Raw genomic sequence first — 20,573 nt, forward strand, 5'->3', positions numbered from 1 at the left:
GTTGTCATTATATTTTTACATTTTAACACAGGGATAACACATTTGGATATTTAAATTAAAAGTTAGACAATTGCTTTGAGAAAATGGGTAAACTACCTTCGTACTGAGAAGGAAATAACAGGAATAATATGGTATATAATATGAAGCATTTTGCTAAGGAGGTTTATTATGACCAGACACCAGGAACCCCAATGGCAGGAGCAAATGAAAATACAGGTAGATTTTAATAACATGATGGCTGATTTCCTGGGCAACGAAGAGGGCTTTACCCGGGAGCAGATCGAAGCCTGGCGGGTACAATTCAGGGGGCCCATCAAAACATGGTGGAGAAAAGGGCCAACGGGGGCATGGACTGGAGAAACTTGCCCTTTAATCAGCAGGAAATCGTTGAGCAGGTCCAAAAGACTGCCGGGGAACTGCGGAACCGCTGCGAGGCCTTTGTGGTACTGGGGATCGGTGGATCCGCCCTGGGGCCGCTGGCCGTACAGACAGCCCTCAACCACTTGCATTATAACGAACTTCCCCCCGCCCAACGGGGTGGGCCGAAATTCTATGTCCTGGACAATGTTGACCCGGAACGGGTGGCAGCCCTGTTTGACGTCATCGACCCGGCAAAAACCGTATTTAATGTTATCAGTAAATCCGGCAGCACCTCCGAGACCATGGCGCAATTTATGATTGTCTGTCAAATGCTGCGGGAAAAGCTGGGCCACCGGTACGCGGCAAACATCATCGCCACCACCGACGCTGAAAAGGGAAATCTAATTAAAATCGCCAGGGAAGAGGGCTATGTCACCTTTATCATTCCCGCCGGGGTGGGTGGGCGTTACTCGGAACTGTCTCCCGTGGGTCTCTTACCTGCTGCCGTCTGCGGCATTGATATCCGGGAATTGCTGGCCGGGGCCGCCTATATGGATAAAATGTGCGAACAGCCGGACGTGTTTGCCAATCCTGCTTATATGCTGCTGTCCTGCAGGTTTTAGCGATGCGCCGGGGGAAAAATATTTCCGTCATGATGCCCTATACTGATTCTTTAAAGTATTTTGCCGACTGGTACGCCCAATTGTGGGCGGAGAGCCTGGGCAAGCGTCTGATTGTCAGCGGCGAGGAAGTCTTCGTGGGTCAAACCCCGGTGAAAGCCCTGGGCACCACCGACCAGCATTCCCAGGTCCAGTTGTACACCGAGGGGCCCTTTGACAAAGTGGTGACCTTCCTGGGAGTGGGCCGTTACCGCACCGAGGTGGATATTCCCAAAGTCTTTGAAGAAATCCCGGGTATCGCCTTCCTGGGCGGACACACCCTGGGAGAACTGATCAAAGCGGAACAGCTGGCCACCGAATATGCGCTGATGAAGGCCCGCCGCTTGAACTTTACCATTACCCTGCCGGAGGTCAACGCCTTTACGGTGGGGCAGCTGATTCAATTGCTGGAAATACAGACGGCCTTCGCCGGAGAACTTCTTACTATTGACGCCTTTGACCAGCCCGGCGTTGAAGAGGGCAAGAATGCCACCTACGCCCTGCTGGGCCGCCCGGGATACGAAGATAAAAAACAAGAACTGCAATCCCGCCCCGCTAAAAAACCGGAATATATGATTTAGCTCAAAGATAAAGCTGTAATATGAAAAAATTTCTGCCCAATACCAAAAGCCATAGCTAACAGCCAATGGCCAAAAACGAATAGCGAACAGCCAATAGCGAAAAGCTAAACCTAAAGCCGATGGCCAACCCAAAGTCATACCACATAGACTGGAGGAGAAAGAATGCAGCGTCTACCGGAGCAGGATATTTACATTTATAAAACCCCGGGCGAGGAAGTGCATCAGATCCTGGTGGGAGATCTGGACGGCAAGCGCCTCAAGGCCTTCTCAAAGGTGGAAACCGCCAGCGGGGAAATTACTTATAAGATTTTTTCTGAAGACACCTATAAAAACACCGAGACTCTGGCTGAAGGGAAAGGGACGGCGGAGGATTTTAAACGGGAGGTAAATCGGGTGGGGCGGCAGTATTTGGAACCCCTGGGCGAATCCTGGCGTGAGGTGCAGCCCAAGCTGCTGAAAAATTTTGATTCCCACAACCCCTGTCCAAAGTATTAAAAACATAGGACCCGCAGTGGATACTGCGGGTTATCTGTTTATGTGTAAATCATAGAGGTGTAATCAATAGTTAATAACAGGGTAATAACTTAAACCATAGAATGTTATATAATAGTAAAAAGCAGCGGAGGGATGACAAATGATACCACTGAAGGACGACATACCCTCGAGAAGATTTCCCATTGTAACGATACTGATCATCCTTTTAAATACGCTGGCATGGCTTTATGAAGTGTCCCTGGGACCGTACATGGAAAATTTGATTTTTGCCTTTGGGGTTACGCCTGTGGAACTGTTCCAGTTGGGACTGGGCGGCCAAGTGACTGTCATGACCACTGCCATGTTTTTGCACGGGGGTTGGATGCACTTTCTGGGTAACATGCTTTACTTGTGGATTTTCGGGGACAATGTTGAGGATCGCATGGGAAGAGTTCGGTTTTTATTGTTTTACTTGATTACCGGGTACATCGCTACCCTGGCCCATGTCTTTTCCGACCCGTCGTCCAATATCCCGTTAATTGGCGCCAGCGGGGCCATTGCCGGCGTGCTGGGCGGGTATTTTATCCTTTACCCCCATGCCAGGGTGCTGACCTTAATCCCTATTTTTATCTTTATCCAGATTATTCATATTCCGGCCCTCTATTTCCTGGGCTTTTGGTTCCTGCTTCAAATTCTCAACCAGACCTTCAGTATCCATGGAGCACAATCGGTGGCATTTCTAGCCATATTGGCGGTTTTGCGGCCGGCGCCCTGCTGGTAAGAATGTTCCAAAAGCATCGTTACTAAAAACGATGAACAGGTGGTCATGGGATGGCCGGGGATTGGCTATAGTCAAAGGCATACAAATCCTCCTTCCTAACTTATGGTATGTTGCGTAATCCTTTCCGGTACATGCCAAACCAAAATTCTTCTCAAAAGGGCCGTAAACTTCCTCATCAAACAAAGGGGAATTTTGTTGAATACAGCAGGTTATCGGGTGGAAGATGGCGAATATAGATTAGCATATATACTTATTCCACTTAAGGAGATGTAACAGTGCTAATAAGAAAGGCAAAAATTTCAGACGTTGAAGAAATACACCAACTAATCAGTCATTATGCTGCGGAGGGCCAAATGCTGGCCCGGGCACGGACAACCCTGTATGAAGGGATTCGGGAATTTTCAGTGGTGGAAGTAGAGGGGAAGGTGGTGGCTGTCGGTTCCCTGCACGTACTCTGGAGTGATTTGGCGGAAATTCGGGCACTGGCCGTTGCCCCTGCGTATATAAGAAAGGGCCTGGGCAAGGCCCTGGTAGAGACCTTCCTTCAGGAAGCAAGAGAATTGGAACTGCCCCGGGTATTTGCTTTAACGTATACACCGGAGTTTTTTGCTAAATGCGGTTTCCGGCTCATTGATAAAGAAGACCTGCCCCAAAAGGTTTGGAAGGAATGTGTGAACTGCCCGCAATTCCCCAACTGCGAGGAAAGTGCGGTGATCCTGGAACTAAAATAAAGGAGGAATTAAGGATGGAATTTATTAAGAACATCAGTGAACGGGCCAAGGACATCGGAGAAAAGGCCAAAGAAATCACAAAACGTTCCGGAGAATTATTGGAAGTCACCAAGATGCGCTACGAAATCAGCAAGCTGGAAAAAATCATGGTAAATAACATTGAAGCCATTGGCGAACTTTACTACCGCAAGTTTAAGGGTGAAGAAGAACTGGCGGCGGAAATTGAACGTTTGTGCCAGGCCACCCAGGGAGTGGAGCAGGATATTCAAAAACTGCGGGAACAAATCGAAAAATTAATGCCCAAACCGGCTGCTTGCCCCAAATGCGGCACCGAACTGCCCGAGGGCGCCAAGTACTGTCCCGATTGCGGTACCAAAGTTGCAGAATAGACATTAATTAACCATTTTTTACATGGGCTGCTATAAAGGAATATAGCCGGCAAATATAGAAAACTATATTTTCATGTAACACTTCTGGTTATAAAACAGGTCTGTTGGTAAGGGGAGTTTTTTGCATGAGACATAGTTTAGCCGTACTGGTATTAAACAAGCCCGGGGTACTGGCCAGAATTTCCGGGCTGATCAGTCGCCGCATGTTCAATATTGAAAGTATTGCAGCGGGGTATACTGAAGATCCCAACATCACCCGTATTACCCTGGTGGTCCAGGGGGATGAAAATATTCTTTACCAGGTGGTTAAACAGCTGAGCAAGCTGGTGGATGTCATTAAAATCCATGAACTGGCTGCTTCGGATTCTATCAGCCGGGAACTGGCCTTAATCAAGGTGAGGGCGGGTGATCCCGGCCGGCGGGCGGATATTGTTAATATCGTTGACATCTTCCGTGCCAATGTGGTGGATGTGAACAATGAAACCATGGTTATTGAACTCACCGGTAACGAAGAAAAAATTGATGCTCTTTGCAGTATGCTGCGGGAACACGGTATCGTGGAAATGGTCCGGACCGGTAAGATTTGCCTGGACCGGGGACCGGGAGCCGCCAAAGATGCCCCGGACAACCATCTGACATAAATTTACCGTTTTTGGGTATATATTAATAATATATAAACGAGTATTGAACAAGGGGGTCCGGTAGGTGTCTCAGGCTCAGATCAAACGAATCATGATTAGCCTACCCGACAGTCTGCTGGCGGAAGTGGACAACATTGTCGAGGAAGAAAGGGTCAATCGCAGCGAGTTCATCAGGGAGGCAATGAAACTTTATATTGCCGAGCGCAAACGTCGCATACTGAGGGAACAAATGAAAAAAGGTTATCTGGAAATGGCAAAATTAAATCTGGCTCTGGCCATTGAATACCAGCATATTGAAACTTTTTCCCTTGGTTACGAGCTGGCCATAGCGGAGGGATAATACTTTCATGCACGTCCGGCGTGGAGATGTATTTTTTGCTGACCTCAGTCCGGTGGTCGGCTCAGAACAGGGGGGCATCAGGCCGGTATTAATCCTGCAGAACGATATTGGCAACCAATACAGCCCTACCACCATCATTGCAGCCATTACCTCCCAAATCGCCAAAGCGAAACTGCCTACACATGTTGAAATTCAGGCCAAGGCCAGTGGGTTGGAAAAGGATTCGGTTATCCTTTTGGAACAACTGAGAACCATTGATAAAAGCAGGTTGTTTGAAAAGGTTTCGTCTTTAAACGAGGATTTAATGTACAGGGTTAACCGGGCCGTCGAAATAAGCCTGGGATTGGTGGAAATCTAACATCATCATAAATACACTCCAAAGAGGGGTGTATTTTTATTAGGGAGTGATAGAATGGTTCCGGTGATTGGCATTACCAGTTCCTATGACAGGGAATCGGGCCGAACATTTTTAAGCAGGTATTATATCCAGGCGGTGGAAGCTGCCGGAGGATTGCCGCTGGTGCTGCCCTGTATCCTTTCGGACGGCACAGTGGATAAAATCTTGGGTTCTATCGACGGCTTGCTTCTTTCCGGCGGTGTGGATGTGGACCCCCTGTTGTTTGGGGAGGAACCACAGCCGGCCATGGGAGACATCTGCCCGCAAAGGGACAAATTTGAACTGGCTCTCACCCGGCGGGCCCTGGCCCTAAATATACCTATCCTGGCCATTTGCCGCGGCCTTCAGGTGTTAAATATTGCGGCCGGTGGAAGCGTCTTACAGGATATCGGGTCGACGGTTAATAACCCACTCAAACATGACCAGCAGGCTCCCCGGTGGTATGGCACCCACACCGTCAATATCCTGCCGGACAGCAAACTGGCAGACCTTTGGGGAACCAAATTGGTGGTAAATTCCTTCCACCACCAGGCGGTAGACAGAGTGGCGGAAGGGTTCCGGGCTACGGCCTGGTCCGCTGACGGAGTGGTGGAAGCAATGGAGAGTACTGCCCATCGATTTGTGGTAGGAGTACAGAGTCATCCCGAGTGTATGTACCAGGACCCCCGTATTTTAGAATTGTTTAAGGGTTTAATAAAAGCGACACAAAGAACCTAACTAATTCGTTGACCAGGAGGTACATTCATGTTTGCCATTATCAACGGAACGGTACTTACCATGGCCGGCCCGCCCGTCATCAGAGGGACCGTTTTGGTGGAGGACGGTAAGATTGTGCATGCGGGGCAGAAAATTCCCCTGCCCAAGCATATTGAAGTGATCGATGCTACAAGTAAGATCGTCATGCCGGGCTTGATTGACGCCCATACCCATGTCGGCATTATGGAAGAAATCTACCGTATTGAAGGGGACGACACCAATGAAACCAGCGACCCGGTAACCGCCCACCTGCGGGCCATTGATGCGGTAAACCCGGCGGATCTAGGCTTTCGGGATGCCCTGGCCGGCGGGGTGACCACCGTGGTCACCGGTCCCGGCAGCGCCAACATTGTGGGTGGCGAAATGGTGGCCATGAAAACCCACGGCACTGTGGTGGATGAAATGATTGTCCGCTTTCCGGCCGGGCTCAAGTGCGCCCTGGGAGAAAACCCCAAGCGGGTTTACGGCAGCGGCAATAAAATGCCTGCCACCCGTATGGCCTCGGCGGCCCTGCTCAGGGAAACCCTGGTGGCGGCACAGAATTACCTGGTAAAACAGGAGCGGGCAATGACTGACAACACTACCCCACCGGAACGCAGCCTGAAGATGGAAGCTGTCATCCGGGTTCTCAGGAAGGAGGTTCCCCTGCGGGTGCATGCCCACCGGGCGGATGATATTATGACTGCTGTCCGTATTGCCCGGGAATTTGACGTAGAGCTGGTGGTGGAACACTGCACCGAAGGACACCTGATCGCCCCCTGGCTGGCAGCTGCCGGGGTAAAGGCTGTGGTAGGCCCCATCATCAGTAACCGGGCCAAGGTGGAACTGATGAACCGGAGTCTGGAGACCGCCCTGGCCTTAAGTCAAGCCGGGGTTCCCTTTGCCATTATGACCGACCACCCGGTGGTGCCGATTCATTATCTCAGCCTGTCCGCCGGGCTGGCGGTGAAAGGGGGCCTGCCGGAGGAAGAGGCATTAAAGGCCATCACCATTTATGCAGCCAGGCTGGTGGGTATCGACCACCGTGTGGGCTCCCTGGAACCGGGCAAGGATGCCGATATCATTATCATAGATCGTTCTCTATTTGACCCAAACCACCAGGTTGAGCAAGTTTTTGTACAGGGCCAACAGGTAATTGCAAAGTAGGAAAAATTTCCTAAGAAAATTTATTATAAAGAAGGATTTACTAAACTCCCGTCGAAACAATAGGTAAAATGGCAATATGTGCCTTTTATGGAACTTTGTCACAATATGTCGGGAGGCGTAGAAATATGAAAAAAGCACTCGATGTTTTAATCGTGGATGATCAGGCGGGAGTGCGCTATCTTTTGGAGATTCTGGTGAAAGAATCGGGCCACCGGGTCTATACCGCTCAAAATGGTGTTGAGGCGGTGGATAAAGTACGAACCATAAAACCGGACTTAATCTTTATGGATGTACGCATGCCCATTATGGGGGGACTGGAAGCCCTGGGAAAAATTAAGAAAATTGCTCCGGGAACAGATGTGGTTATGATGACCGCCTACAGTGCGGAAGACACAGCTACCATTGCCATGCAAAAAGGTGCTTTGCTGTGTATGAGCAAGCCCTTTGATGTGGATGAAGTTAAGAACCTGCTGGATAATTTTGCTAGAAATTTCAAAACCTATGAACAGGCTTGTATCGAAAATTATGCTTAATCGGTTCTCATCATCAGTTGGTGATGGAACCTTTCATTTGTGCAGGATTTTTTTATGGCTGTTGAATAGTATTAAAACAACTATATAGGATGTAACCAATGGGGGGGTCCGGTGAGGCGGGCTGAGATAAGCACCCGGTTGATGTGCTTGACCCTTTGAACCTGATCTGGTTAATACCAGCGAAGGGAATGTGGGAAACTTTTTTGACTAATGCCCATCATTCCTATGGGTATTTTTATTTTGCCGACAGGAGGAGAAAACAATGACGCAGATGTTAGCGGCCAGAGCAGGAGAGATCACACCTGCCATGCGCCGGGTGGCTGAAAAGGAAAAAGTAAGCCCCGAATTTGTCCGGCAGGGTGTTGCCGAGGGAACCATTGTCATTCCTGCCAATATCAACCACAAGAGTCTGGACCCTGCTGGCTTTGGCAAAGGTCTCAGGACCAAGGTAAACGCCAATATCGGCACTTCTACCAGTTTTCCCGATATTGAAAAAGAACTGGCAAAGCTCAAGGTTGTCCTGGAGTCCGGGGCAGATGCCGTCATGGACCTGAGCACCGGCGGGGAGATTGACCGGGGGCGCCGTCGCATTATCGAGGAGAGCACCATCGCAGTGGGGACGGTGCCCATCTACCAGGCCTTTTTAGAAAACCGTGAAAAACGCGGCAGCATGATCGCCATGTCCGCCGAGGACCTTTTTGAAGTGATTGAACGGCATTGCGCCGACGGGGTGGATTTTATCACCGTGCACTGCGGCATCACCCTGGAGGTCCTGGAGCGCATCAAGAACCAGTCCCGCATCACGGACATCGTCAGCCGGGGTGGTTCTTTCCTTACCGGATGGATGCTGCACCACGGTAAAGAAAACCCCCTGTACGAGCAGTACGACAGGCTGCTGGAAATCTGCCTCCGCTACGATGTAACCCTGAGCCTGGGGGATGGCCTGCGCCCGGGCTGTTTGGCGGATGCCACGGACAGGGCACAAATACAGGAACTCATTATCTTGGGCGAACTGGTGGACCGGGCCAGGGCCAAAGGCGTTCAGGCCATGGTCGAGGGGCCGGGGCATGTTCCCCTGGATCAAATTGCCGCCAATGTTCAGGTGCAAAAGACCCTTTGCAAAGGCGCACCCTTTTATGTGCTCGGCCCCCTGGTAACCGACATCGCTCCCGGTTACGACCATATTACCTCCGCCATCGGCGGCACGGTTGCCGCCGCTGCAGGTGCCGATTTTCTTTGTTATGTCACCCCGGCGGAACACCTGGGTTTACCCACCCTGGAAGATGTCCGGGAAGGCATTATGGCCTCCCGTATTGCCGCCCACGCAGCGGATATCGTGAAGGGCGTTCCCGGCGCCCTGGACTGGGATAAGCAAATGGCAAGGGCCCGCAAGGCCCTGGACTGGGATCAACAAATCGCCCTGGCCATCGACCCCAAGAAGGCTGCTAAATTCCGCCAGGAGCGAAACCCGGAAGGCCATGAGGCCTGCACCATGTGCGGGGATTTTTGTGCCATGAAAATTGTGGCGCAATACCTGGGCAAAGAACCGGAGAGCTGCTAGAAGATGTTTTCAACCATGTGATAATGGCAATACTACCCGGTAGTAACAACCGGGGGATGCTCTTGACCTTGCAACAGATAATCCAGCAAATCTCCACCCTTGCTGTGGCGGCAGCAGCCTTTGTATTTTGGATGTGGTTGGCCTGTAAGGTCATGAAAACCATACCTGCTATTACCAGCAAATTGGGTTTGGGTGAAACGCCGGGGCTTATTGTGGCAGTCATTGCCCTCTGGCCGCTGTTCGCTTTAACCTATCAACTGTTTCGTTTCTTCCTTCACTCGTAACGTCAAGTCCTCTATCTTTCCCAGATAGGGGACTTTGCTATATAATAACCATAGTTTGGCAGGAGAGGAGCTATCCGTGTTGAATCTTTCACAGGTTGGCGAATTTGGCTTGATAAACCTGTTAAATAAAAAGATGATTCATTCTCCCGCCGGGGTGATTGCCGGCATCGGAGACGATGCGGCAGTTTTGCAGTGCCCCGGGGACTGCTGGCAGCTGTTTACCACCGATATGATGGTGGAGGGTATCCATTTCCGGTTGGACTGGTCCGCTTATTTTGATGTGGGTTACAAGGCCCTGGCAGTGAATATCAGCGATATTGCGGCCATGGGGGGCAGACCCAGCCATGGCGTGGTGTCCATCGCCATCCCCGGACATACCCGGGTGGAAGATGTGGCTGAACTTTACCGGGGACTCAAGGAAATAGCCGGCAAGCATAAAGTGAACCTGGTAGGCGGGGACACGGTAAAATCTCCCGGCCCGTTGGTGGTGAACATTGCCCTGTTGGGGGAAGTGACGGCGGGTAGGGCTGTTTTTCGCTCCGGCGCCAGGCCGGGGGATACTATTTATACCACCGGAAATCTGGGAACCGCCGCGGCGGGCCTTTATTTGCTTTCCCAAAACGGCGTCTGCCCGCCGGAACTGAGGGACAGGGTCATCCGGGCCCACCTGCGTCCGGAACCCCGGGTATCAGAGGGTATCCTCCTGGGCAGCCTGGAGGGGGTTGCCGCCCTGGACGACAACAGCGACGGGCTGGCGGCAGAATTAAGGGAAATCTGCCGGGCCAGTTCGGTGGGCTGCCTGGTTTGGGAGAAGGCTTTGCCGGTTCTGCCCGGGGTAAGGCAGTTGGCCTCGCAGGCCGGCACCGGCGTTCTGGACTGGGTGATGAACGGCGGTGAAGATTATGAACTGCTGTTCACCCTGCGGCCCGACCGGAGGAAGCCTGTGGAAGAAGCCTTGCACGAAGCAGGCATTCCTTTTACCGCCATCGGGGTCGTTGTGCCTGAACCGGAGGGACTTTCGGTGGAACGATGTGACGGAACCAGGGAAATCATTGCAATGCAGGGTTATAATCATTTCGCGGAATAAAGAAAGTATAATAATGCAATAAGTCAACAATAAGTCAACAATAAGTCAAGCCTGACCCCGTTTTGTGTGGTAATACTATGGAAAGGTGATTGGATGAGCGTGGTGATGGTAAAAAGCCATTCTCCGGCGGAGACAAAGCAGCTTGGTGAAAAAATGGCGGCCTTGTTGCAACCCGGGGATGTCATATGCCTGAATGGTGATCTGGGTGCCGGGAAAACAGCGTTTTCCCAGGGGATTGCCAGGGGGTTGGGGGTTGACGGTCCTGTCACCAGCCCCACCTTTACCTTAATTAACGAATATGAAGGAAGACTGCCCCTCTACCATTTTGACGTTTACCGCCTGGCTGGGCCGGCAGAGATGGAAGACCTGGGCTATGAGGAATACTTTTACGGGCAGGGTGTCTGCCTGGTGGAATGGGCCCAGCGGGTAGAGGAAGTTTTACCCCGGGAGCGTTTGGATATATTACTGACCAGGGATGAAGGTCCAGAGGAAATACGGCTGGTCCATTTCATGCCAAAGGGCGGTCACTATCAGCAATTGGTGGAGGAGTTGATGAAGATTGTTCGTTCTGGGCATTGAGGCAGCAACCCCGGTAGCGGGAGTTGCAGTGGTGGAGGACGGTCGCATTTTGGCTGAACGCCTGGTCAATAACCGGCGCACCCACTCCATCAACCTGCTTCCTATGATAAAAGCGGTGATTGAAGAGGCCGGTATCACCCCCAAACAAATCGAGGCGGTGGCCGTATCCTCCGGTCCCGGGTCCTTTACTGGGCTGAGAATCGGTTTAACCACCGCCAAGACCCTGGCCTGGGTCTGGCAGGTGCCGGTAGTGGGCGTATCCACCCTGGAAGCGCTGGCTTTGCCTCTGGCTCCCCAGGGCCAGATGATCTGCCCCATCTTGAATGCACGGAAAAATGAAGTGTACGCCAGTGTGTTCAGAGGAAGCGCCGGTCAACCGGAACTGCTGACAGGTCCTCTGGCCCTGGGCATGCAGGAATTGGTACAAATCCTGGGTCAATGGGAAGGGCCGGTAACCTTTTTAGGCGATGCTGTCTCGGAATATAAACAGGAAATCCTTGACCGGATAGGGGACCGTGCCGTCTTCGCGCCACAGTCTGCCCTGCTGCCCAGAGGAGCAGCGGTGGCGGAGCTGGGTTACCGCAAGATGACCAGGGGAGGAGGCGTGCCGCCCCTGGAACTGCAAGCGGAGTATATCAGGATGTCTGAGGCGGAAGTCAAGTTGGCGGCCAGGTGCGGGAAGTAGGTGAGACAGTGGATTACCAACTGGTTGAGATGAAGGTGGACCACCTGCCGGGAGTGCTGGAAATCGAAAGGGTCTCCTTTCCTACCCCCTGGTCCCAGCAGGCCTTTACCTACGAATTAACGCAAAACAATTTTGCATACTACCTGGTGGCGCTGCAGCAGGACCGGGTGGTGGGGTATGCCGGCATGTGGCTGGTGCTGGACGAGGCCCACATTACCAACGTTGCGGTGCACCCCGGGTACAGGGGGCGCAAGTTGGGGGAAGCGCTGATGGTTGAATTGATGCGCCAGGCGGTGCTGCGGGGGGCTGTGCGAATGACCCTGGAGGTGCGGCCTTCCAGCAGTAACGCCCGACAGTTGTATAAAAGGCTGGGGTTTCAGGAAAAGGGACTGCGGAAGAAGTATTATACCGATACCAACGAGGATGCCATTATTATGTGGCTGGATTTAGTGCCGGTTTCAAATGAAGAAAAATAAGCCTTTCTTAGATAGAGGGGTATGGATTAAATTCGTGGGGAGGTACTATCGTTATCCCCGTTCACTCCTGCTCCGCAAGTCGTTCTCTATGGATAACTAGTACCCTTGCCTGTTGCGATGGGTTTGTTTATTACCTTAACTACTTTGAAAAAGGTTACTGTATAAACCAAGTATTTAGCGAGGAAATATGGAGGTTACCATGAGTATAACAATCCTGGGCATTGAGACGTCCTGTGACGAGACATCGGCAGCGGTGCTGGTGGACGGGGTGGGCCTGCGCTCCAATATCATCTCTTCCCAAATCGAAATTCACAAAAAGTTCGGGGGTGTGGTGCCGGAGGTTGCCTCCAGGAAGCACCTGGAAAATGTCCACCCGGTGATTATGGAAGCACTGGAACAGGCAGGCGTCGGCCTGGGAGACCTCAGTGCGGTGGCGGTTACCTATGGGCCGGGGTTGGTGGGGGCGCTGCTGGTGGGGGTGGCCGCCGCCAAGGCCATGGCTTATGGGTTGGATATTCCTTTGATCGGGGTGAACCACCTGGAGGGGCATATCGCCGCCAATTTTTTAGCCCAACCGGACCTGGAGTTTCCTCTGCTTTGCCTGGTGGTCTCCGGGGGCCATTCGGATTTGGTTTACCTGCCGGCCGTGGAGAATACCGGCTTTTGGGCCGCACCAGGGATGATGCTGCCGGCGAGGCCTTTGATAAGGTGGCCCGGGCCATGGGGCTGGGTTATCCCGGGGGGCCTCTCATCGACCGGCTGGCCCGGGAGGGAAATCCCGAAGCTGTGCAGTTTCCCAGGGCCTTTCTGGAAGAGGGCAGCCTGGACTTCAGCTTCAGCGGGTTAAAGTCTGCCGTACTGAACCATCTCAACCGGGCTGCTATGGCCAAGGAAGAGATCAATAAGGCGGATTTGGCGGCCAGCTTCCAGCGGTCTGTGGTGGAAGTGCTGGTGGAAAAAACCATGCTGGCGGTGCAGCGGACCGGCGTTAAGACCATTCTGATGGCCGGTGGCGTGGCAGCCAACGGCGGTCTCCGGGCTTTGCTGCAGGAAAGGGCCGCAGCCGCAGGCTGCAGGCTCGTCTTGCCGCCGCTTAACCTGTGCACCGACAACGCGGCCATGATCGCCTGCGCCGGGTATTACAAATATCTCCGGGGGGACTTTGCCCCCCTGACATTAAATGCCGTCCCGGCACTGGCCCTGGGGGAAGAAAAATATTAGAAAAAATTAACATAAACAGTTAACTTTCTTTAATAATTCACTGTTCTGTGGAAGAAATCCTGTGGATAATGTGGATAAGTCTGTTAATAACTTAAGAAATAAGGGTTTTTGTTGTGAATAGTAAGAGACGGCAACTCGAACAGTGCAAATCCATAGAGGTGTTCAAATTTTAGGCGGTTTATCTTTATTTTCAATGTCCAATTGTAAAAAAATATTGACTGGGGTTAGGAACTGTGATAACTTAACTTTAAGTTGATAGGAGAAGTCGATGATGGAGAAAAGTAGGTCATTCCTGGCCTTCCCAGGGAGAAGAAGCCTGGACTGGAAGCTTCTTTAAGGACGTTTGACTGAAGTTCCCTCCGGAGTTGCTGTGCTGAAGAGTTCAGTAGGCACAGCCGGAATTCCCGCCGTTAAAAGGGAAAGGTATCGGACAATATCCCGTACCGGTGGAGTGGCTTTTAGCAATTAGGGTGGTACCACGGAAATACCTCCGTCCCTTGGTGGATGGGGTTTTTTTATTCTACCGGTGGTGATTTTATGCCGTGCCTTTTGAGGTGGGTCAATTGGCCAATAAGGGTGGTACTGCGGAGCAATTCTCCGTCCTGCTGGGGACGGGGATTTTTTATTTATTTCAGGAAAGGGGGCAGGCGCCAAATCCTTCCGGTAGGAACGTAAGGTTTTTTTAGAATACATTTAGAATTCTCTGATTTAAAATTTTCTCATTAGAAACTATAATAATATGGAGGTGGACATTTTGTCTCCTTATTGGGATGCTTACCATGAAACAATGTCTCGTGATCAAATGGCCGAGATTCAAATAAAACGGTTGAAGGCGCTGGTGGAAAAGGTTTATACATCTGTCCCCTTTTACCGGCAGGCCTTTCAGGAAAAAGGTCTAACCCCGGGGGATATTAAATCCCTGGAGGACTTAAAGCATTTACCTTTTACCACCAAAAAAGACCTGCGGGATACCTATCCCTTCGGCTTATTTGCCGTTCCCCGCAGCGAAATTGTACGGATGCACGCTTCTTCCGGCACCACCGGCAAACCCATTGTGGTGGGTTACACCAAAAAGGATCTGGACAACTGGTCCGACCTGGTGGCCCGCTGCCTTGCCATGGCCGGCGGCACCAAGGATGACGTGGTGCAAAACGCCTACGGCTACGGCCTTTTCACCGGCGGTCTGGGCATTCACTACGGGGCCGAACGATTGGGCGCCACCATTGTGCCCATTTCCGGCGGCAACACTGCCCGCCAGCTCATGCTGATGCAGGATTTCGGCACCACCATTTTAACTTGTACCCCGTCCTATGCCATGTACCTGGCGGATGAGATCCAGGCGGTGGGTATTGATCTCGGTAGCCTACGCCTGAAGGCCGGTGTCTTTGGCGCGGAACCCTGGTCCAACAACATGAGGGCCCAACTGGAAGAAAAACTGGGCATTAACGCCCATGACATTTATGGCTTGAGTGAAGTCCTGGGTCCGGTGTGGCCATGGAGTGTTCTTACAAAAACGGTCTGCATATCTTTGAGGATCACTTCATCCCGGAAATTATTGATCCGGAGACTGAACAACCCCTGCCCTACGGCCAAAAGGGTGAACTGGTGTTCACCACCTTGACCAAGGAAGGATTCCCGGTGATCCGTTACCGGACAAGAGACATTTCAGCCCTCTATCCTGAAAAATGCGCCTGCGGTCGTACCCACCTGCGGATGGAACGCATTACCGGACGCACGGATGACATGCTGATCATCCGCGGCGTCAACGTCTTCCCCTCCCAAATCGAAAGTGTGCTGTTGGAGTTTGGTGAAACCGAACCTCACTACCTGCTGGTGGTTGACCGTAAGGCGGCCATGGACGACCTGGAGGTTCAGGTGGAACTGTCCGCCAAGATGTTCTCGGATAAGATTGCCGGGCTGGAGGTCTTGGAAAGAAGATTACGGGAACGCATCTTAAGTGTCCTGGGGATTTCAGCTAAAATTAAACTGGTAGAGCCGAAATCTTTGCCCAGAAGTGAGGGTAAAGCGAAAAGGGTCATCGATAAGAGGGAATTATAAATTTAAATACAGGGAGGTTGTGCAAGTGCGCGTACAGCAGATTTCCATCTTTTTGGAGAACAAGAAGGGGCGGCTGGCCAAAGTAACCGAGGTGCTGGGAGAAAACGACATCAACATCCGTGCCCTGTCCATCGCAGACACCACAGATTTTGGTATTCTCCGCTTGATCGTCAACAAGCCCCAGCTGGCCTACCAGGTCTTAAAGGAAGCCGGCTTCACCGTAAGCACCACCGATGTGATTGCCGTGGAAGTCACCGACCAGCCCGGCGGCTTAAGCAGCATCCTGTGTCATTTGGATAAAGTGGGTATCAACATTGAATACCTTTACGCCTTTGTCACCCAAACCACCACTGCAGCTTTAATTGTTTTCCGGGTGGAACAGGTGGACGAAGCCATCAAAGTGCTGCAGGAGAATGGGGTCCGCATTGTGCCGGGAGATGAAGTTTACCAGATATGATTAAAAAATCCTCCCCGTTTTGGGAGGATTTTTGTAAAGGGGAACGATTGTGGACAAAAAGGCAATTCGGAAACAACTATTGGCAGCCCGCACTTCCTTAGGGGAACAGGAAGTCCGGGCAAAAAGCAAACATATCATAGAACAATTACTGAATCTGGAACCCTATCAAAAGGCCAGTACCATCATGACCTATTTGGACTTTAGGAATGAGGTGGCCACAGACCAGTTGGTAAGACATGCCCTTTATTCGGGCAAAAGGCTTACGGTACCGGTGGTGAACCAGAGGGATAAATCCATAATGCCTTCCCTGCTGGAAAACTACCCCGACGACCTCACTGCCGGTTCCTATGGTATATTAGAACCCGGCCCCGGTAAAATCAGACCCGTGGCAGCAGAGGAACTGGACCTGTTGGTTGTACCAGGGGTAGCCTTTGACCCCTGGGGAAACCGCCTGGGTTACGGAGGGGGCTATTATGACAGGTTCATCTGCCGGCTCAGGCCGGATGCGGCAACAGTGGCGCTGGCTTACGAACTGCAAGTGGTGCCTGATTTATTCCCTTACATGGGACCCTATGACCAACCCGTTCAGATCATCATCACCGAGAAGAGGCTTTTCAAATGCCGTTAAGCCCGGGAAGCAGCCTACAATATCTCATTTAATGTGGTGCGGAGATGATTGGGATTGTCTTTTAAGGACGTCACCAACTGTAACATGGTTTTTTCTTTGAGCCAGGAAATTTTGCCCTCGGGGGTTTCGATCATGTAGCTACTGGTGCCGGGCACCGGCCGGACATTAAAACCAATTTGCTTGATTAACTGAATGGCTTCATAGATGGTCATAGATTGATCACATCCTTTCAGTCGTATACCCTATCATATGGGTGGAATGTTAAATAGGTAAGTGTTCTTCTGTTAAAAAGTTATTTTTTTCTTCTTTCTGCAACCAGAGGCTGAATGGCAGCCATAATGTTCTTTGTCAAATCCTCCGGTACCGGTTCGAGAGGCAAGTCCTGTAGCAGCCTATCCAGTCCCCGGTAATGCAATGGCCTTTTGCCTCCTTTTAACTATACGTCTATTTTGACGGGCCCAAGGGGAGGTTTATTTCAACAAGAAGTAAGGTTTTTTTGTTTCCTCCATGGAAATATTCAACAAAAAAGGGCGGTGTGTTCTCCCCGCCCTTACAAGTTATCATCAATGGTTGATAAATGGTTAATATGGTTGACTTTCCGTTCCAGGTATTCGCCCAGCCGTTCCACATACTGGCGGGGTTCTTTGGCATTGTATTCATTGATCAGGTTCCAGGTCCGGGGGTCGACCCACTTGGAACCGGCCCCCACGCCAAGTCCGATGATGGTTTGCCGCTCTTCAATCATCTGGATGTTATAAATGCACGGGTGCCCCGGCAAAGCGTAGCCGATGTTTTCTAGATTCCCCACCATTTGTTTCTGGCGATACATGTAGTAGGGCACCAAACCCAGGTCCTGGCGCCCCGGGCGGTTTCCTCCCACATGGCTGCGGCTTCCCCGGCGTCCGACAGGGGGAATTCTGCCAGCCGCTGCTTCAGATGGGAGGCCCTTTTGAGGGCCAGAGCGTGCACCGTGATGTTCTCCGGTTTTAATTGCAGCAAGCTGTCCACGGTGCGGGTCACGTCCGCCACCGTTTCTCCCGGCAGACCGATGATCACATCCATATTGACAGTGGCAAATCTAAATTTGCGGGCCCCTTCCACCGCCCGGTAGACATCTTCTGCCGTATGGGCCCGGCCTATGGCATCCAGGGTTTTCTGGTTCATGGTCTGGGGATTGATGCTGAGCCTGGTCACGCCGTGAGCCGCCAGAGATGCCAGGACCTCCTCCTTTAACGTGTCCGGCCGGCCCCCTTCTACAGTAACTTCATCGGTGTGTTCATTTCTTAAATAGGTATTGACGGCACTTAGTAAGGTTTCTAATTGTTCTAAATTTAGACTGGTGGGCGTTCCGCCACCCAGGTAGATGGTTTGTACGGTCAGCCCATTGGCCTGCAGGGTTTCTCCCACCACCCGGATTTCCTCCAGCAAGGCGTTGAAAAAGGGTTCCACCATGCTGCGGTGATGTTTTATGGAGTAGGAAGGGAAAGAACAGTACAGGCAGCGGGTGGGGCAAAAGGGTATGCCGATATAAATGCTTACCAGCCGCCCGGCCTGCTTCCTGGAAAGCATAAAGGGGCGCTGGGTTTCAGCGATGCCGGTAATCAAAGCCGCTTTATCCTGCCGCAGGGCATACTTCTCCACCAGGTAAGATAGGATTTCTTTGCTGTGCCAGCCGAGGTCCAACAGCCGGTGCACCACTTTGGTGGGCCGGATGCCGGTCATAATTCCCCAGGGAGTGGGCTGCCGGCCGCTGAAGGACTCCAGGATTCGATAAACGGCCATACGGGCCAATCGTTTCAGTTCATTGGGAGTTTCCCCGGGCAGGATGGGCAGGCCCTCCTCCGGTGGGCCATGGCAGTGCCGTTGCTGTAAAGCTGCGTCTCCGCCCAAAGAAGCTGTCCTTCCTGCCTTAGGGTGAGGTGAAGGAAAAACTCGCCCTTCGGTCCGGCAACCAGTTCGGCGCCGGGGTAAAACAGCCAGATGATGTCCTGAATGGTTCCCCTGTATTCAAAAGCTGTATCGGACAAACCAATGATCAATGCTTTTCTCCCCTTTATCTACGATACATTATAACCAAATCCTCAAAACAGCCCGTTATGCAAAAAAAGACATAACACTCGCTGGAACAGGCAGGATATTTTGACATTGTATTGTAATAATAACACAAATAAAGATTATTCAAAGTAAGAGGGGAGATCACCATGAGCGAGCAAAGGGAAAAAATTATCAAGATCGTCAAGGAAACCGCTAAGGAAGGAAGACTTTCCTGCACCGCTGCACGTAAAATTGCCAGTGACTTTCATGTGCCCCCCAAGGTTGTCGGAGATCTATGCAATGAGTTAAAGATTAAGATTAAGGCCTGTGAATTAGGCTGCTTCTAGCGGAGGGGTCGCTTTGGAATTATTTAATGTACTGACGGTACAGCAAGCCCGCGAGACGTTAACTGCTCATTTGCCTGCCCGGGCAAAGGAAGAGATTGTGCCGCTGCTTGAGGGACTAAACCGCATCCTGGCCCGGGACATCACCGCCCGGGACGACGTGCCGGGGTTTGACCGCTCCACCATGGACGGGTATGCCCTGAGAGCCCGGGATACTTTTGGGGCCACCGAGTCCCTGCCGGCCTATGTAGATGTGACCGGAGAAGTGATGATGGGCCAAGAGGCCGCCGCCGGTGGGTCCGGGACAAGCCTGGGTTATCCCCACCGGAGGCATGCTGCCCCCGGGGCAGATGCGGTGGTAATGGTGGAATACACCGAAGAACTGGATCAGCACACCATCGGCGTAACCAAACCGGTGGCCCCGGGGGATCACCTGGTCCGGCGGGGTGAGGACGTAGCCGCGGGGTCGGTGGTACTGACGGCGGGACACTGTTTACGGCCCCAGGACCTGGGCCTGCTGGCGGCAGTGGGAATTACCCGGGTGCCGGTGCTGGAACCGCTGAAGGTAGGCATCCTTTCCACCGGCAACGAGTTGATTGAACCCGAACACCCCGCCACTCCCGGCAAGGTCCGGGACATTAATTCCTACACCCTTTACGGCCAGGTTTTGGAAGCCGGGGGCTTACCTACCCTGTACGGCATTATCGAGGACCATTTTGAAACCCTGCGCAGCGCCATGGTCAAGGCCCTGGCCGAAAATGACATGGTCCTTATTTCCGGCGGCAGTTCGGTGGGGGCCCGGGATGTCACCGCCAACGTCATTGAAACCCTGGGCAGCCCGGGGGTGTTATTCCATGGCATCGCCATTAAACCGGGTAAACCCTCCATTGGAGCGGTGGTGGAAGGGAAGACCGTTTTCGGCTTACCGGGACACCCTGTTTCCGCCATGGTGGTGTTTGACCTGCTGGCAAGGCCCATCATTGAGTCCGCAGGCCCGGCACAACCCCGCAGGGCATTCCCCTTAAGGGCCGCCATTACCCGCAACATTCACTCCGCCACCGGGCGGGAGGACTTTTTGCGGGTCACCCTGCGCCGCCAGGAGGACGGCACCGTTGTGGCGGACCCGGTTTTAGGCAAATCGGGCCTGATCAGCACCATGGTCAAGGCAGACGGCGTGGCCCATATCCCCCTGACCAAAGAAGGAGTGGAAGCCGGGGAACTGGTGGATGTGTGGTTGTTTTAGGTAAAACAATAAACAAACCCTGCGCAGGTAGACTGGCTTTTCCAAAAGCGAAGCGGGCATATGAGAAGTGAGATGTGAGAAGTCAAAAGTGAGAAGAGCATATAACCCAAGTAGTTCTCTCACCTCTA

The 20,573-nt window shown here is 52.1% G+C and carries 25 protein-coding genes, 3 pseudogenes, 1 riboswitch and 1 other annotated feature; of the genes and pseudogenes, 23 read left to right on the forward strand and 5 right to left on the reverse strand.

Annotation, left to right across the window (positions count from 1 at the left end):
- Positions 1–168: 168 nt before the first annotated feature.
- The 21 genes and pseudogenes from P378_RS24265 to P378_RS13560 all read left to right on the forward strand — a co-directional run bounded on the left by P378_RS24265 (position 169) and on the right by P378_RS13560 (position 16,824).
- Positions 169–1,600 (forward strand): annotated as a pseudogene (locus P378_RS24265) (glucose-6-phosphate isomerase).
- Between the two features lie 162 nt (positions 1,601–1,762).
- Positions 1,763–2,095, forward strand: coding sequence for a hypothetical protein (locus P378_RS13465; RefSeq protein WP_099083609.1), 333 nt, complete (start codon positions 1,763–1,765; stop codon positions 2,093–2,095).
- Positions 2,096–2,234: 139 nt separating this feature from the next.
- Complete coding sequence (locus P378_RS13470) at positions 2,235–2,855, forward strand: rhomboid family intramembrane serine protease (RefSeq protein ID WP_420796004.1); 621 nt, start codon at positions 2,235–2,237, stop codon at positions 2,853–2,855.
- A 275-nt stretch (positions 2,856–3,130) separates the two neighbouring features.
- A complete protein-coding gene (locus P378_RS13475; protein ID WP_099083610.1) occupies positions 3,131–3,586 on the forward strand; it encodes an N-acetyltransferase in 456 nt (151 codons plus the stop codon).
- 14 nt (positions 3,587–3,600) lie between these two features.
- The gene (locus P378_RS13480; RefSeq protein ID WP_099083611.1) at positions 3,601–3,975 is read left to right on the forward strand and encodes a zinc ribbon domain-containing protein; all 375 of its coding nucleotides are present in this window, start codon (positions 3,601–3,603) and stop codon (positions 3,973–3,975) included.
- A 125-nt stretch (positions 3,976–4,100) separates the two neighbouring features.
- Positions 4,101–4,616, forward strand: a complete 516-nt coding sequence (gene ilvN, locus P378_RS13485; RefSeq protein WP_099083612.1) for an acetolactate synthase small subunit — start codon at positions 4,101–4,103, stop codon at positions 4,614–4,616.
- Positions 4,617–4,680: 64 nt separating this feature from the next.
- A complete protein-coding gene (locus tag P378_RS13490) occupies positions 4,681–4,956 on the forward strand; it encodes a CopG family ribbon-helix-helix protein (protein ID WP_099083613.1) in 276 nt (91 codons plus the stop codon).
- A gap of 7 nt (positions 4,957–4,963) precedes the next feature.
- Positions 4,964–5,314, forward strand: coding sequence for a type II toxin-antitoxin system PemK/MazF family toxin (locus tag P378_RS13495; protein WP_099083614.1), 351 nt, complete (start codon positions 4,964–4,966; stop codon positions 5,312–5,314).
- A 54-nt stretch (positions 5,315–5,368) separates the two neighbouring features.
- On the forward strand, positions 5,369–6,070 hold the full coding sequence (locus P378_RS13500; protein WP_099083615.1) for a gamma-glutamyl-gamma-aminobutyrate hydrolase family protein: 702 nt from the start codon (positions 5,369–5,371) through the stop codon (positions 6,068–6,070).
- A gap of 27 nt (positions 6,071–6,097) precedes the next feature.
- Positions 6,098–7,255 carry an amidohydrolase gene (locus tag P378_RS13505; RefSeq protein WP_099083616.1) on the forward strand — a complete coding sequence of 386 codons (1,158 nt, stop codon included), beginning with the start codon at positions 6,098–6,100 and terminating at the stop codon, positions 7,253–7,255.
- 125 nt (positions 7,256–7,380) lie between these two features.
- Entirely contained in the window at positions 7,381–7,788 is a 408-nt protein-coding gene (locus P378_RS13510) for a response regulator (protein WP_099083617.1), read from the forward strand.
- Between the two features lie 90 nt (positions 7,789–7,878).
- A riboswitch (TPP riboswitch) is annotated at positions 7,879–7,993 on the forward strand.
- A 57-nt stretch (positions 7,994–8,050) separates the two neighbouring features.
- Positions 8,051–9,349 (forward strand): phosphomethylpyrimidine synthase ThiC, encoded by a 1,299-nt coding sequence (thiC, locus tag P378_RS13515; protein ID WP_099083618.1) that lies wholly within the window; start codon positions 8,051–8,053, stop codon positions 9,347–9,349.
- 68 nt (positions 9,350–9,417) lie between these two features.
- Positions 9,418–9,633 (forward strand): hypothetical protein, encoded by a 216-nt coding sequence (locus P378_RS13520; protein WP_143338491.1) that lies wholly within the window; start codon positions 9,418–9,420, stop codon positions 9,631–9,633.
- 76 nt (positions 9,634–9,709) lie between these two features.
- Positions 9,710–10,720: a thiamine-phosphate kinase gene (gene thiL, locus P378_RS13525; RefSeq protein ID WP_238473227.1), complete on the forward strand. Its 1,011-nt coding sequence runs from the start codon at positions 9,710–9,712 to the stop codon at positions 10,718–10,720.
- Between the two features lie 93 nt (positions 10,721–10,813).
- A complete protein-coding gene (gene tsaE, locus P378_RS13530; RefSeq protein WP_099083620.1) occupies positions 10,814–11,299 on the forward strand; it encodes a tRNA (adenosine(37)-N6)-threonylcarbamoyltransferase complex ATPase subunit type 1 TsaE in 486 nt (161 codons plus the stop codon).
- Positions 11,280–11,984, forward strand: a complete 705-nt coding sequence (gene tsaB, locus P378_RS13535; RefSeq protein WP_099083621.1) for a tRNA (adenosine(37)-N6)-threonylcarbamoyltransferase complex dimerization subunit type 1 TsaB — start codon at positions 11,280–11,282, stop codon at positions 11,982–11,984. The genes tsaE and tsaB overlap by 20 nt, the downstream gene beginning before the upstream one ends.
- Positions 11,985–12,013: 29 nt before the next feature.
- Positions 12,014–12,460 carry a ribosomal protein S18-alanine N-acetyltransferase gene (gene rimI / locus P378_RS13540; RefSeq protein WP_099083680.1) on the forward strand — a complete coding sequence of 149 codons (447 nt, stop codon included), beginning with the start codon at positions 12,014–12,016 and terminating at the stop codon, positions 12,458–12,460.
- 199 nt (positions 12,461–12,659) lie between these two features.
- Positions 12,660–13,681, forward strand: a pseudogene (gene tsaD / locus P378_RS13545) (tRNA (adenosine(37)-N6)-threonylcarbamoyltransferase complex transferase subunit TsaD).
- Positions 13,682–13,940: 259 nt separating this feature from the next.
- Positions 13,941–14,182 (forward strand) — a binding site (T-box leader).
- A 253-nt stretch (positions 14,183–14,435) separates the two neighbouring features.
- Positions 14,436–15,739: pseudogene (locus tag P378_RS13550) on the forward strand (phenylacetate--CoA ligase family protein).
- Positions 15,740–15,764: 25 nt separating this feature from the next.
- On the forward strand, positions 15,765–16,196 hold the full coding sequence (locus P378_RS13555) for an ACT domain-containing protein (protein WP_099083622.1): 432 nt from the start codon (positions 15,765–15,767) through the stop codon (positions 16,194–16,196).
- A gap of 49 nt (positions 16,197–16,245) precedes the next feature.
- Complete coding sequence (locus tag P378_RS13560) at positions 16,246–16,824, forward strand: 5-formyltetrahydrofolate cyclo-ligase (protein WP_099083623.1); 579 nt, start codon at positions 16,246–16,248, stop codon at positions 16,822–16,824.
- A 14-nt stretch (positions 16,825–16,838) separates the two neighbouring features.
- Here P378_RS13560 and P378_RS13565 read toward each other — a convergent pair whose 3' ends face one another.
- The 5 genes from P378_RS13565 to P378_RS21965 form a co-directional block, all read right to left on the reverse strand.
- Positions 16,839–17,036, reverse strand: a complete 198-nt coding sequence (locus tag P378_RS13565; protein ID WP_099083624.1) for an NEDD8-activating enzyme E1 regulatory subunit — start codon at positions 17,034–17,036, stop codon at positions 16,839–16,841.
- Positions 17,037–17,116: 80 nt separating this feature from the next.
- Positions 17,117–17,239: a hypothetical protein gene (locus P378_RS23095; protein ID WP_274378726.1), complete on the reverse strand. Its 123-nt coding sequence runs from the start codon at positions 17,237–17,239 to the stop codon at positions 17,117–17,119.
- Between the two features lie 135 nt (positions 17,240–17,374).
- A complete protein-coding gene (locus P378_RS21960) occupies positions 17,375–17,653 on the reverse strand; it encodes a hypothetical protein (RefSeq protein ID WP_238473228.1) in 279 nt (92 codons plus the stop codon).
- Entirely contained in the window at positions 17,620–18,714 is a 1,095-nt protein-coding gene (gene hemZ / locus P378_RS13570; RefSeq protein WP_238473229.1) for a coproporphyrinogen dehydrogenase HemZ, read from the reverse strand. The genes P378_RS21960 and hemZ overlap by 34 nt, the downstream gene beginning before the upstream one ends.
- On the reverse strand, positions 18,621–18,863 hold the full coding sequence (locus tag P378_RS21965) for a hypothetical protein (RefSeq protein WP_238473230.1): 243 nt from the start codon (positions 18,861–18,863) through the stop codon (positions 18,621–18,623). Before P378_RS21965 ends, hemZ begins: the two co-directional genes overlap by 94 nt.
- 162 nt (positions 18,864–19,025) lie before the next feature.
- Between P378_RS21965 and P378_RS13575 the strand changes: the two genes are divergently transcribed.
- Both P378_RS13575 and P378_RS13580 read left to right on the forward strand, forming a co-directional pair.
- The gene (locus P378_RS13575; RefSeq protein WP_099083625.1) at positions 19,026–19,205 is read left to right on the forward strand and encodes a hypothetical protein; all 180 of its coding nucleotides are present in this window, start codon (positions 19,026–19,028) and stop codon (positions 19,203–19,205) included.
- Between the two features lie 13 nt (positions 19,206–19,218).
- Positions 19,219–20,445, forward strand: a complete 1,227-nt coding sequence (locus P378_RS13580) for a molybdopterin molybdotransferase MoeA (RefSeq protein ID WP_238473231.1) — start codon at positions 19,219–19,221, stop codon at positions 20,443–20,445.
- Positions 20,446–20,573 lie beyond the last annotated feature (128 nt).

Source organism: Desulforamulus profundi, from assembly GCF_002607855.1.